Below are 12,262 nucleotides of genomic sequence, written 5' to 3'. Positions count from 1 at the left end.
TGGAAAGGAATCTCCCATGAGCGACCGCCAGAACGCGGAGATCACCCTGTTCCGGCCCGTCGTGCCGGAACACGAGATCAACGACCTGAGAGAGCGCCTCAGCCGAGCCCGGCTTCCTGAACGGGAGACTGCACCCGGCTGGGCGCAAGGCATCCCCCTCGACTACCTCAGCGAACTCCTCCGCTACTGGCGCGACGAGTACGACTGGCGGCGCGTGGAAGGTGAATTGGCCTCGCGCGGACAGTCGCACACAGTCGTCGACGGCCTCGGCATTCACTTCCTGCACATCCGGTCCTCGCGACCGGACGCCCGTCCGCTGCTGATCACGCACGGGTGGCCGGGATCGGTCATCGAGACCCTCGACGTGATTGACGCGCTCACCGGGCCGGCCGGCGGCGAGCCCGCCTTCCACCTCGTCATCCCGTCCCTGCCCGGATTCGGTCACTCCCAGAAACCGTCCGAGGCGGGCTGGGGCATCGAGCGCATCGCCGACGCCTGGGTCACGCTGATGGCCCGGCTCGGCTACGACCGGTTCCTCGTCCAGGGCGGCGACTGGGGCGCCATGGTCACGATCACGATCGCCGTGCGCCACCCCGAGCGGGTTTCCATGATGCACACCACGGTGCCATGGGCGCCGCGTCCCGACGGATTCGACAACGGCACTCTCACGCCGACCGAGCAGCGCTGGCTGGAGGAGTACGCCGAGTTCGGGCGGTCAGGGCGCGCCCACGCGCTCCAGCAGTCCGCACAGCCGCAGACGATCGGGTACGCGCTCGTCGACTCGCCGACCGCCCAGCTCGCCTGGATCGCGGAGAAGTTCTTCAGGTTCTCCGACTCGGAGACCAGCCCCGAGGAGTCGGTGTCCCGGGACCGCATCCTCGACGACATCTCGCTGTACTGGTTCACGCGTACCGGTGCGTCCGCGGCCCGCCTCTACTGGGAGAGCTTCCGCGGCCTCGGCATGCCCGACACGAACACACCCGTGACGGTGCCGGCGGCCGTCACGGTCTTCCCACGCGACCTTCAGAAGCTTCCCCGCTCATGGGTCGAGGAACGCTACCGCGACCTGCGCTACTGGAGCGTGGCCGAACACGGGGGCCACTTCCCGATGCTCGAAGTGCCCGACGCCTTCTGCGCGGAGATCCGCGCAGCATTCGCAAACGCACCGGCGTGAGAGCCGTGGCCGTCGGGGCGGCACCCCCTGCTCGGAGAGCTTGGGGGAGTGCGTGTTCGGCGGCCCGACGGGGCAAAGTTTGCCGGGGAGGGGCACGCTATCGAGCCCTGGCATACCCCACGAACGCGTTCCACGCGGCGGCGCCGAAAACGAGTGCGGGCCCGTGCGGGTCCTTCGAGTCCCGCACCGGAACGCCGGAGGCGTGGCCGTCGCAGACCTCCAGGCACTCGCCGTTGCCGCCCCCGCTGTAACCCGACTTCCGCCACGCCCTGAGGGCCGACGCGTCGGGGATGAGGTGCTCAACGTTCATGTGCGTGTCCCTCTGCAACTTCCCTGATCAGGGAGAGTGATTCATGGTGCGACAGCGCCTCGCTCAACGCGAGATCGTAGGCCGCGCGAGCCCTCCGCCACCAGTTACGTCCTCCCGGCAGGCGGTGGCGGTGTTCATCCGGCCCCAGGGCGGCGGTCTGGAGTACATCGCCGCGCCGGAGGCGGTACGGCTCGTGGACGTACCGGCTGCCCCCCGCTGCCTCTCCGGGCTGCCCGCACCCGGTGACGGAGGCGCGTAACGACCGTACGCACTGCGCCACTTGCGCGGTCCAGCTCTATCTCTGAGGGCGGGGCAGGCTGAGCGCGTCCAGCAAGCTGGTGACCAGGGCGCGGTCCCGGTCGTGGCTGAGGCGGGTGCGGGCCGGAGCCGGGGGGAGCCAGAGGAGGGCGTCGACCTCGTCGTTGGGGGCGAAGGTGCCGTCGGCCGCCTCGGCTGCCCAGTAGCTGACCTCCTTGCGGCCCGCCCGGACCTCGTAGCGGGCGGTGGGCAGCGGCGGGCCCAGCGCGCAGCTCATGCCGGTCTCCTCCAGCACCTCGCGCAACGCGGCCTCCCGCGCGCTCTCGCCCGGCTTGAGCTTGCCCTTGGGGTGGGACCAGTCCTCCCACTTCGGCCGGTGTACGAGCGCCAGTTCGAGCCCGCCGTCGGCCGGCGCACGGCGCCACAAAACACAGCCCGCCGCTCTGATCACGATTTCCTCGTCTCCCCGCGCGGCGACGGCGGTGGGGGCAGCGGGGATTGCCCCCACAGGCGGCCGAAGACGAAGCGGGCCCCCTCCACCTCGTGCCGCTGGTCGGCGTGGAGGACGCCGAGCGCGTACGCGGTGGCGGGCGCGATGCGCGGGGTCGCGGCGGCGGACGCCGCCGCTGCCGCCGCCTCGGCCGCGTCCCGGTGCCGCTCCAGCGCCGCGCCGGCGGGCACCAGGCGCGGGTCGGCGTCGGCGGGCTGCCCCAGCACCTCCTGCGCGTAACGGTGCAGCCGCAGCAGGACCCGCACCTGGTGCCAGGCCGCGTCCTGCCGCGCTTCGGTGGCCAGGGAACGGGCAAGCGCGTCCGCGTTGTAGGGCGCTCCCGCGCGGGAGAGGGGCAAAGCTCCGACGGCCTCGGCCAGGTGCTTGCGGGCGTGTTCGGCCAGCTGCGGCAGCACGGCGTCGGCCGGCTGGTCGCCCGCCGCCTTGGCGCCGTCGCGGAAGGGGACCTCGGAGGCGAGCACCGCCACCGCGTCGGCGACGGCGTGGAAGCGGGCCGAGCCGAGCGCCTGGAGCGCGGCGGAGTGCGCGCGCGTACGGGACAGCGTCAGCTGACGGTCCAGCAGCGCCCCGGCGCGAGCGGCCCCCACCGGCAGTGCCCCCCGCTCACCGGACGCGGCACCGCCACGCGCCGAAGGCCGTCCCCCCGGCGCCCGAGCGTCCCCGGCCCGCTTGTCCCCGGCCGCCGGGGCGACGCTCCCCGCGACCGGCCCCGCCACGGGTCCCGCCACCGGTCCCGCTCCCTCGGCGGGCTCGCGGGCGCCGCTCGCCAGCCGGTGCAGGGCGCCCAGCAGCCGCTCCAGCCGTGCCGCGTAGGCGTACTCCCGGGCCAGGGTGCCGGAGAGCCAGCTCAGTTCGGTGCGGAGCTGGTCGGCCCAGGACGGGTCCAGGAGGGGACGGTAGGTGTGCAGGGCGCCGTTCAGCCGGCGGGCCGCCGCGCGCAGCGTGTCCACCGCTTCGGCCGCACGCGCCGCCCCTTCCGCGCTGCCCGCGCTCTCGGCGTGGGCGCGCAGCCCGCGCAGAAGGTCGGCCGCGCGCGCCCGCAGATATCCCCCGAGCACGTCGGAGGCCGAATCAGCCGCCCGCATCGTCGCCGTGAGCTCCGTCCCGTGCCCGGCCCCGAGGACCGGGTCCCGGCTCCGCCCCACCATCACAGCCCCTTCCCCGCAGCGCTTCCCGCACCGCGGGCGCGCGTCTCATGTCGCCGGTCCACGCCTGCGCCGCCGCCCCTCGATCAGCATTTCCTGGACGTTGGGCAGGCGCTGTCCCGCCGCCTCCCCCTCGACGGCATACGCGTGCCGCGTCCAGTCGCCGTCCGGGCCCAGGTGCCAGGAGGCGGTGGTCTCGGACATGCCGGTCTCCAGCATCCGGTTGAGCGAGGCGCGGTGGGCCGGGTCGGTGACCCGTACCAGCGCCTCGATCCTGCGGTCGAGGTTGCGGTGCATCATGTCCGCGCTGCCCAGCCACACCTCGGACTCGCCGCCGTTGCCGAAGCAGAAGACCCGCGAGTGCTCCAGGAAGCGGCCCAGCACGCTGCGCACTCTGATGTTGTCGCTCAGGCCGGGTACGCCGGGTCTGAGCGCGCAGATGCCGCGTACCCACACATCCACGGGCACACCCGCCATCGACGCGCGGTAGAGCGCGTCGCAAATGGCCTCGTCCACTATCGAGTTGACCTTGATACGCACATGGGCGGGGCGTCCCGCCCTGTGGTGGGTGATCTCCTTGTGGATGCGCGAGACCAGCCCGTCCCGCAGGGAGCGGGGTGCGACCAGCAGGCGGCGGTAGGTCTCCCGCCGCGAGTATCCGGACAGCCGGTTGAACAGGTCGGACAGGTCGGCGCCCACCTGCTGGTCGGCCGTCAGCAGGCCCAGGTCCTCGTACAGGCGTGCCGTCTTGGGGTGGTAGTTGCCGGTGCCGACGTGCGCGTAACGGCTGAGCGTCTCGCCCTCCTGGCGCACCACGAGCGAGAGCTTGCAGTGGGTCTTGAGGCCCACCAGCCCGTAGACGACGTGGCAGCCGGACTCCTCCAGCTTCCGGGCCCACTTGATGTTGGCCTGCTCGTCGAAGCGTGCCTTGATCTCGACCAGCACCAGCACCTGCTTGCCGGATTCCGCCGCGTCTATGAGCGCGTCGACGATCGGCGAGTCTCCGGACGTGCGGTACAGCGTCTGCTTGATGGCCAGGACGTCCGGGTCGGCGGCGGCCTGTTCCAGGAAGGCCTGTACGGAGGTGGAGAACGAGTCGTACGGATGGTGCAGCAAAACGTCGCGCTCGCGCAGCGCGGCGAAGATGTCGGGGGGCGAGGCGGATTCGACCTCGGCCAGGTCGCGGTGGGTCCCCGCGACGAAGTTGGGGTACTTCAGCTCCGGCCGGTCCATCGCCGAGGCGATCCCCGACAGGCCCGTAAGATCCAGCGGGCCCGGCAGCGGATACACCTCCGCCTCGCTCACCTTCAGCTCGCGCACCAGCAGGTCCAGCACGTACGGGTCGATCGACTCCTCGACCTCCAGGCGCACCGGCGGCCCGAAGCGGCGCCGCATCAGCTCCTTCTCCAGGGCCTGGAGGAGGTTTTCGGCGTCGTCCTCCTCCACCTCCAGGTCCTCGTTGCGCGTGACCCGGAACATGTGGTGCGCGAGCACCTCCATGCCGGGGAACAGCTCCTCCAGGTGCGCCGCGATGACGTCCTCCAGCGGGACGTAGCGGTGCGGCGACGCCTCCAGGAAGCGCGGCAGCAGCGGGGGGACCTTCACCCGCGCGAAGTAGTTGTGCGCGCTGACGGGGTTGCGGAGGACCACCGCGAGGTTGAGGGACAGCCCGGAGATGTACGGGAACGGGTGTGCGGGGTCGACGGCCAGCGGGGTGAGCACCGGGTAGATCTGCTGGCGGAAGAGCGTGAACAGGCGGGCCTGTTCCTTCTCGGTCAGCTCTTTCCACCGCAGCAGGTGCAGGCCCTCGTCGGCCAGCGCGGGCGCGACGTCCTGCTGGTAGCAGGCCGCGTGCCGGGCCATGAGTTCGCGCGAGCGGTTCCAGATCAGGTCCAGGACCTCGCGCGGCTGGTGCCCGGAGGCGCTGCGGGTGGCGACGCCGGTGGCGATCCGGCGCTTGAGGCCGGCGACCCGCACCATGAAGAACTCATCCAGGTTGCTGGCGAAGATCGCCAGAAAGTTGGCCCTTTCGAGCAGCGGGGTCTCCGGGTCCTCGGCGAGTTCGAGAACGCGTTCGTTGAAGGCGAGCCAGCTGCGCTCGCGGTCCAGAAATCGGTCGGAGGGCAGGTCGCCGGCGGTGTCCCCGGGGCCCTGGCCCTCCTCGTAGAGGTCGACGTCGGAGTCGATGTCCGGCTCCAGACCCAGCTGGGAGCCGGCTCCGGGGACGCCGCCGCTGGTGCGGTGGGCCGCGATCGAGCCGACCGAGGGCTGAGGTACCTGCGAGGCGGGGGTGCGCGGAGCGTGCTGGCTCATGCCGCCATTGTTCCGCGCACCGGTGACATGGGGCGCGGGGTCGAAGCGCTCTGTGGCGAGGGGGCGGGCCATTACGCGAGGGTCGCAAGCTAGTTTGAATCGACGGTTACGCGCATGTGGCATCCCGGGGTGCCCCAGGTTGCTGCCTCGCCCGGCTGTCGCCGGGCCCTTCGCCGCGCACCCCTCTTTCCGCCGCCCTCTTTCCGCCGCCCTCTTCCGCCACGACGGCGCGTGACCAGGACGTACGTATCCGGCGGTGCGGGGCCGGCCGCAGGCCCGGGGTGGGTTCGGCACCGCCGAGCAGGCACGTACTGGCTGAGCAGCCTTGCGGCGGAAAGAGGGCGGCGCACCATCGCGGCGGGGAAGAAGCGGGGCGCACCATCGCGGCGGGAACGAAGGGCTCAGGTCTCCGAGCGGTACATCAGGTCGACCTCGTGGGTGCGGAAGCCGAGGCCCTCGTAGACCCGCACCGCGGCGGCGTTGTCGGCGTCCACGTACAGCATCGCCGTCGGCAGGCCCCGCTCGAAGGACAGGTAGCGCAGGCCGATGGCGGTGAGGGCCTTGCCCAGGCCGCCGCCCTGCTCGCGCGGGCTGACGCCGACGACGTAGACCTCGCCCAGCTCCTCCTCCTCGTGCACCTTCGTCCAGTGGAAGCCCACCAGCTCGCCGTCCCGCTCGGCGAGGAAGAAGCCGGAGGGGTCGAACCAGGGCTCGGCCTTGCGGTCGTCCAGGTCGCGCTGGGTGAGTCCGCCCTGCTCGGGGTGGTGCGCGAACGCCTCGGAGTTGAGGGCGAGCCAGGCCGCGTCGTCCTCGCCGGGGCGGAAGGTACGCACCCTCGCGCCTTCGGGGACGACGGGCTCGGGCAGGTCCAGCTCCATCAGCGGGCGCCGCAGCTGGCGCAGCTCGCGGAAGAGGGTCAGCCCCAGGGACCGGGTCAGGTGCCGGGCCGCGGGGTGCCCGCCGTGCGCCCACACACGCAGCCGCTTGCCCGACACGTCGAGCAGGACCTGGCCGAGCCGCCTGCCGTAGCCGTTGCCCCGGTAGACGGGCGTGACGACCAGTTCCCCGACGGGCGCCTCGACGGGGTCGGTGTCCTCAAGCTGCGCGTAACCGGCGAGGGTGCCGTCACCGGCGTGCAGCAGGAGGTGGCGCACGCCCTCCCGGGGGCCGCCGCGCAGTTGGAGCCTGCCCTGTTCGGAGACGGCGGGCTGGCCGTCCTCGCGGGCTGCGGTCTCGATCAGCGCGAGGACCTCGCGTACGACCTCCGCGGGCACCTCGTCCACAACATCCACGTCACTCATGGGGACGACCCTACGACCGGACCGGCGCGGACGACGCTGCCGGGGACCACCACCCCGGCGGGCCCAGCTCTCGGCCCCCGGGCTCCCGGGTCGTCCCCGGCTCTCAGCCCTTCGTGGGCTCCACGTCCGGACCGGAGGGGCCGGGCGGCGCCTCCGGTCCGGACAGGTCGGGCGGCGCGGTGGGCGCGCCCGGCAGGTGCAATGCGGCCTCGGTACCGGGGCCCCCGTCCCGGGGCAGCCGCAGCTCGACCGTGCCGCCCGCCTGGCGCACCGTACGGGCCACGATCGACAGACCGAGCCCGGAGCCGGGCATGCTCCGCGCGGACGGGGAGCGCCAGAAGCGGTCGAAGACGTACGGGAGTTCCTCGGCGGGCACGCCGGGCCCCTCGTCGCGCACGCTCAGCCGCCCCTCGCGCAGCGTGACTCGCACCGTGCCGCCCGTGGGGCTGAACTTGACCGCGTTGTCCAGCAGGTTGACCACCGAGCGCTCCAGCGCCGCCGGGTCGGCGCGCACATACCAGGGCGACAGCTCCGTCGTCAGCGTCACCCTCGGCCCGCGCGGGCGCACCCGCTCCACGGCGCGCTCCACCGAGTCGTGCAGCCCCACGATCTGGGCCCGCTCCTGCTCGGCCGGCCCGGCCTGGGGGCGGGACAGCTCCTGGATGTCGCCGATCAGCTCCCCGAGTTCGGTCATCTGCGTCTTGACGGAGGCCATCAGCTCCCTGCGGTCCTGCTCGGGCAGCGGCCGGCCGGTCTCCTCGCTGCGCACCAGCAGATCGACGTTGGTGCGCAGCGAGGTCAGCGGGGTGCGCAGCTCGTGCCCGGCGTCCGCGATGAGCTGCTGCTGAAGCTCCCGCGAGGAGGCCAGCGCCTCGGTCATGGCGTTGAACGAGCGCGAGAGCCGGGCGATCTCGTCGTCCCCCTCCGCGGGGATGCGTACGGCCAGATCCTCGGTGCGCGCGATGTGCTCGACGGCCTCCGTCAGCCGGTCGACGGGGCGCAGCCCGGCGCGGGCCAGCGCCACCCCGGCCCCGGCGGCACCCAGCACGCCCGCGCCGCCGACCAGGGTGAGGATGAGCGCGAGGTTGCGCAGCGACTCGTCGATCTCCGTCATCGGCCTGGCCAGCGACACCGCCAGCCCGGTACCCCCCACGGGCGTGGTGCGCACCCGGTATCCGGTGCCGTTGGAGGAGTGCGCCTCGTGGATGACCTCGCCGCGGTCCCGCTTGGCGACGGCGACGTCCGCGTCCTTGACGTCGAGCTTGTTGCCGACGATCACGCAGCTGGTGCCGGAGGCGTCCACGACCTGCACGGTGGCGCCGAAGGGGTTGGGCGAGGGCTGGTCGGGCCGCGAGCACTGCCCGGACTGCACCCGGTCGACGACCGTGCTGGGCGGCACGGAGTTGTCGCGCAGCGAGTCGTCCAGCGAGCCGAGCAGCTGGGCGCGGACGAGGAACCAGCAGGCCAGCGCGCAGGCGGCCACCGCCAGCGCCACCGTGGCGGCGGCCAGCATCGCCAGCCGGCCGCGCAGCGGCATGGAGACGGCCCGCGCGCCTTTGCGCCGGAAGCGGTACAGGAACGGGCGAAAGCCGGACATGGATGCGCGAAGGGTCACGCGTCGTCCCTCAGCACATAGCCCACGCCGCGCACCGTGTGCACGAGCCGTCCCTCGCCGCCGGCCTCGGTCTTGCGCCGCAGATACATCACGTACACATCCAGGGAGTTGGACGAGGGCTCGAAGTCGAAGCCCCACACGGCCTTGAGGATCTGTTCCCGGGTGAGCACCTGCCGGGGGTGGGCGAGGAACATCTCCAGCAGCGTGTACTCGGTGCGCGTCAGCTCCACCTGCCGCGCGCCCCGGGTCACCTCGCGGGTGCGCAGGTCCATCCGCAGATCGGCGAAGGACAGCGTCTCGGGGCCCTCCTCGGCCTCGGCCAGCGCCTGGGCACGGGCGTAGGAGCTGCGCCGCAGCAGGGCCCGGACGCGGGCGAGGAGTTCGTCCAGCTCGAACGGCTTGACGAGGTAGTCGTCGGCTCCCGCGTCCAGCCCCGTGACCCGGTCGCCGACGGTGTCGCGTGCCGTGAGCATCAGCACCGGAACGCGCTGTCCGGCCGCGCGCAGCCGCCGGGCGGCGGTGAGACCGTCCATCCGGGGCATCAGGACGTCCAGCACGATCAAGTCCGGCTGGTGCTCCTCGGCCTTCTCCAGCGCCTCGGCACCGTCCGCCGCCTGCTCGGTGGCGTACCCCTCGAAGCTGAGGCTGCGGCGCAGCGCGTCGCGGACGGCGGGCTCGTCGTCGACGATCAGGATCTTCTGGGACTCGGGGGAAAGCATGGACTCGGCGGGCATGGGCTCAAGCTTGGCACTCTCCTCGCCCCAGGGCAGTGCACCCGGGATGGCGGGTGATGCGTCCGGGAGCGCCGGCCGGGGTGCGGCCGGCGCTCCCGGGAGTGGTCGCGGGGGCGGGGCCGAAGACGCTCCCGGGAGGGCCTGCCGGGGTGCCGTCTCACGCATTCCCGTCCCGCAGCTTGTCCAGGTCCTTCTTCAGGTCGTTGACGGGGATCGCGAAGCCGAGGCCCACGCTGCCGGAGCTGGACTGCGCCTGCTGCCCGCTCCCCGACCCCGAACCCGCGGGCAGCATCGCGGAGTTGATGCCGATGACCTGCCCGGACATGTTGACCAGGGCGCCGCCGGAGTTGCCCGGGTTGAGGGAGGCGTCGGTCTGGATGGCCTTGTAGGTGGTGGTCTCGCCGTCCACCCCGCCGTTGTACTCGCCGCCGCCGAACTCGAACGGCCAGTTGCCGGAGCCGCCGCTGCCTCCGTCCTGGGACTGCCCGTCGGAGTCGCCGTCCTCCTTCTGCACCTTCACCTCCCGGTCCTTGGCCGAGACGATGCCGCTGGTGACCGTCCCCGACAGTCCCTCGGGCGAGCCGATGGCGACGACGTTGTCCCCGACGCCCACGGAGTCGGAGTCGCCCAGCGTGGCCGGCTTGACGTTGGCGGTGTCGCTGACCTTGACCAGCGCGAGGTCCTTGTCCGGGTCGTTGCCCACGACCTTCCCCGTCACCTTCTTGCCGTTGCTGAAGGAGACCTGCACGGTCTCGGCCCCGGCCACGACGTGGTTGTTGGTGACGATCTCGCCGGCCCTGGTGAGCACGATGCCCGAGCCGGTCGACTCGCCGGAGCCGCTGGAGGCGCTGATCTCCACCACGCTCGGGCTCACATCCTGCGCCACCCGGGCCGCCGACCCCTTCGCGGCCATGCTGCTGTTCTGGGCCGCCGGTACGGAGGCGCCGGCGCCCTCGTCACCGCCGAGCAGCGTCTCCATGCCGAAGGCGGTGCCGCCCCCGATGACGGCCGCACCCACGGCGACGGCCGTGATGAGCGCGGCGGGCCTGCGCATGCGCCGCCGCTTGCCGCCGTGCGCCGCGGGCCGCCCCTCGGGCCCCGTCCCCGGCCCCTCCCCGGGGAACGTCGCGTACGGCGGGACGACCGGGGGCGGCGGCACGGGGGCACCCGGGGCGCCGGAGGCAGCGGTGGGGAACGTGGCGGTGTCGGACACCGGGTTGCCGGACGCCGGATTGCCGGTCGCGGCGTTGCCGAACGCCGGAGTGTCAGGGCCGAACGCCGGAGTTTCGTGGCCGGGCGCCGGAGTGCCGTGGTTGGGCGCCGGGACGCCGTGGCCGGGTATGCCGGTGCCCCTCGTGTTGTCCCTCGTGTTGTCCATGACACCGAGAGTGGCCCCCCAAAATGAGAGGGCGCTGAGGAGGCGCTGAGAAAGCCCGAAATTATCTTCCGTTTACATCGACCCGGACGACAGCGCTACGGCGGCGCCGCGGAAGACCGCACTGCGGCGCGGCCGAAGACCGCGCTACAGCTCCGACGGGTGGCAGCCGCACGAGCGCCTGATGACCAGGCCCGAAGGGAACTGCCGCACCCGGCCCTTGCCCCCGGGCACGCCCCCGTTGCGGGTGCCGGAGACGCGCAGTGAATCGTCCAGCACCAGGTCCACGGCGGCCTTGGCCATCGCCTCGCGGTCCGAGCCGACCGTCGTCAGCGGCGGGTCCGTCAGGCCCGCCTCCTTCACGTCGTCGAAGCCGACCACCGCCAGCTCACCCGGTACGTCGAGATCCAGCTCGCGCGCGGCCCGCAGCACGCCGATGGCCTGGTCGTCGGTGGCGCAGAACAGCGCGGTCGGCCTGTCGGGGCCCGCCAGCAGGTCCAGCGCGACGCGGTAGGTGTCGTAGCGGTTGTACGGGGACTGGAACAGGCGGCCCTCCGTCGACCTGCCCGCCTCCCGCATGGCCCGGCTCCAGCCCTCGATGTGGTCGGTGACCGGGTCGCCGTGCTCGGGCGTCGACTCGACGCCGCCCAGGCACGCGACGTACTCGTGCCCGTGCTCCAGCAGGTGGCGGGTGGCCAGTTGCGCCCCGCCCGTGTCGTCCAGCACGACGGCGACGTCGTCGATGGCCTCGGGCCGGCGGTGCATCAGCACGACGCGGGCCTCCCACGCGTCGATCTCCGCCGCCGCGTGTTCGCTGGGGCCCGCGCTGATGAGGATGAGGCCCGAGACCCGCATCCCCAAGAAGGCCCGCAGATAGTGGACCTCGCGCTCGTCGAGATAGTCGGAGTTGCCGACCAGCACCATCTGTCCGCGCTCCGCCGCGGCCTGTTCGATGGCGTGCGCCATCTCCCCGAAGAACGGCTGGCGGGCGTCGGGAACGATCAGGCCTATGAGGTCCGTCCGCCGCGAGGCCATCGCCTGGGCGACCCGGTCGGGGCGATACCCCAGCTCCTTGATCGCGGCGAGCACCCGTTCCCTTGTGGCCGGTGCGACCGGCCGGGGACCGTTGTTGATCACATAGCTGACAACGGCGGTCGAGGTCCCCGCCAACCTCGCCACGTCGTCGCGCGTCACCTTGGCCACGCGCGGAAGTCTACGCGTGTCCCCCTCGCGGGGCGCCGCCCGATTCCCTCGCGGGGTGCCGCCCTCCATCCCACGCCCCGCCACGGCTCTTCCTCCGCCCCAACAGCGCCCGGCCCGAACGCGCCTACCCGGGCGGCGCCGCGTACGAACATGGTGGTCACCCACCGCCGCGTGAAGAAAGAGGGGCCGACGCACCCGCCCTTTTTCCCGCCGCAACGGCGCGCCAGCCGACACGCACGCACCGGGCGGCGCCGAACCCACCCGGCCCCACGGCCGGTTCGGCACCGCCGGACACGTACGTCGTGGTCACGCGCCGCCGCAGC

The 12,262-nt window shown here is 72.7% G+C and carries 11 protein-coding genes; 2 read left to right on the top strand and 9 right to left on the bottom strand.

The window, feature by feature from the left end:
- The first annotated feature begins 16 nt into the window (after positions 1 to 16).
- A complete protein-coding gene (locus OHB04_RS22495) occupies positions 17 to 1,174 on the top strand; it encodes an epoxide hydrolase family protein (RefSeq protein ID WP_326689509.1) in 1,158 nt (385 codons plus the stop codon).
- A gap of 97 nt (positions 1,175 to 1,271) precedes the next feature.
- On the opposite strand, the gene OHB04_RS22490 is transcribed toward OHB04_RS22495, so the two are convergent.
- The gene (locus OHB04_RS22490; RefSeq protein ID WP_326689508.1) at positions 1,272 to 1,484 is read right to left on the bottom strand and encodes a DUF397 domain-containing protein; all 213 of its coding nucleotides are present in this window, start codon (positions 1,482 to 1,484) and stop codon (positions 1,272 to 1,274) included.
- Between the two features lie 43 nt (positions 1,485 to 1,527).
- On the opposite strand from OHB04_RS22490, the gene OHB04_RS22485 reads away from it, so the two are divergent.
- Positions 1,528 to 1,743 (top strand): hypothetical protein, encoded by a 216-nt coding sequence (locus OHB04_RS22485; protein ID WP_326808133.1) that lies wholly within the window; start codon positions 1,528 to 1,530, stop codon positions 1,741 to 1,743.
- A gap of 36 nt (positions 1,744 to 1,779) precedes the next feature.
- Here OHB04_RS22485 and OHB04_RS22480 read toward each other — a convergent pair whose 3' ends face one another.
- The 8 genes from OHB04_RS22480 to OHB04_RS22445 all read right to left on the bottom strand — a co-directional run bounded on the left by OHB04_RS22480 (position 1,780) and on the right by OHB04_RS22445 (position 11,939).
- A complete protein-coding gene (locus OHB04_RS22480) occupies positions 1,780 to 2,193 on the bottom strand; it encodes an NUDIX hydrolase (protein ID WP_326689507.1) in 414 nt (137 codons plus the stop codon).
- A complete protein-coding gene (locus OHB04_RS22475; protein WP_442814920.1) occupies positions 2,190 to 3,401 on the bottom strand; it encodes a CHAD domain-containing protein in 1,212 nt (403 codons plus the stop codon). Before OHB04_RS22475 ends, OHB04_RS22480 begins: the two co-directional genes overlap by 4 nt.
- A 45-nt stretch (positions 3,402 to 3,446) precedes the next feature.
- Positions 3,447 to 5,711: an RNA degradosome polyphosphate kinase gene (locus OHB04_RS22470; RefSeq protein WP_326689506.1), complete on the bottom strand. Its 2,265-nt coding sequence runs from the start codon at positions 5,709 to 5,711 to the stop codon at positions 3,447 to 3,449.
- 401 nt (positions 5,712 to 6,112) lie between these two features.
- Positions 6,113 to 7,012 (bottom strand): mycothiol synthase, encoded by a 900-nt coding sequence (gene mshD / locus OHB04_RS22465; protein ID WP_326689505.1) that lies wholly within the window; start codon positions 7,010 to 7,012, stop codon positions 6,113 to 6,115.
- A 103-nt stretch (positions 7,013 to 7,115) separates the two neighbouring features.
- On the bottom strand, positions 7,116 to 8,549 hold the full coding sequence (locus OHB04_RS22460; RefSeq protein WP_326809496.1) for a HAMP domain-containing sensor histidine kinase: 1,434 nt from the start codon (positions 8,547 to 8,549) through the stop codon (positions 7,116 to 7,118).
- A 74-nt stretch (positions 8,550 to 8,623) separates the two neighbouring features.
- Positions 8,624 to 9,361, bottom strand: coding sequence for a response regulator transcription factor (locus OHB04_RS22455; RefSeq protein ID WP_326689503.1), 738 nt, complete (start codon positions 9,359 to 9,361; stop codon positions 8,624 to 8,626).
- Positions 9,362 to 9,518: 157 nt separating this feature from the next.
- The gene (locus OHB04_RS22450; protein WP_326808132.1) at positions 9,519 to 10,739 is read right to left on the bottom strand and encodes a S1C family serine protease; all 1,221 of its coding nucleotides are present in this window, start codon (positions 10,737 to 10,739) and stop codon (positions 9,519 to 9,521) included.
- 144 nt (positions 10,740 to 10,883) lie between these two features.
- Positions 10,884 to 11,939, bottom strand: a complete 1,056-nt coding sequence (locus tag OHB04_RS22445; RefSeq protein WP_326689501.1) for a LacI family DNA-binding transcriptional regulator — start codon at positions 11,937 to 11,939, stop codon at positions 10,884 to 10,886.
- Between the last annotated feature and the right edge of the window lie 323 nt (positions 11,940 to 12,262).

It is taken from the genome of Streptomyces sp. NBC_01775, assembly GCF_035917675.1.
Lineage (GTDB): Bacteria > Actinomycetota > Actinomycetes > Streptomycetales > Streptomycetaceae > Streptomyces.
Note: the sequence above shows the minus strand (reverse complement) of the source record. Positions and strands in the feature narration are given on the sequence as shown.

Bases quoted from the DNA above. Each gene is read 5' to 3' on its own strand.
- OHB04_RS22475 (WP_442814920.1), bottom strand. From the start codon at position 3,401: ATGGTGGGGCGGAGCCGGGACCCGGTCCTCGGGGCCGGGCACGGGACG.
- mshD (WP_326689505.1), bottom strand. From the start codon at position 7,012: ATGAGTGACGTGGATGTTGTGGACGAGGTGCCCGCGGAGGTCGTACGC.
- OHB04_RS22490 (WP_326689508.1), bottom strand. From the start codon at position 1,484: ATGAACGTTGAGCACCTCATCCCCGACGCGTCGGCCCTCAGGGCGTGG.
- OHB04_RS22450 (WP_326808132.1), bottom strand. From the start codon at position 10,739: ATGGACAACACGAGGGACAACACGAGGGGCACCGGCATACCCGGCCAC.
- OHB04_RS22485 (WP_326808133.1), top strand. From the start codon at position 1,528: ATGGTGCGACAGCGCCTCGCTCAACGCGAGATCGTAGGCCGCGCGAGC.
- OHB04_RS22455 (WP_326689503.1), bottom strand. From the start codon at position 9,361: ATGCCCGCCGAGTCCATGCTTTCCCCCGAGTCCCAGAAGATCCTGATC.
- OHB04_RS22460 (WP_326809496.1), bottom strand. From the start codon at position 8,549: ATGCCGCTGCGCGGCCGGCTGGCGATGCTGGCCGCCGCCACGGTGGCG.
- OHB04_RS22470 (WP_326689506.1), bottom strand. From the start codon at position 5,711: ATGAGCCAGCACGCTCCGCGCACCCCCGCCTCGCAGGTACCTCAGCCC.
- OHB04_RS22495 (WP_326689509.1), top strand. From the start codon at position 17: ATGAGCGACCGCCAGAACGCGGAGATCACCCTGTTCCGGCCCGTCGTG.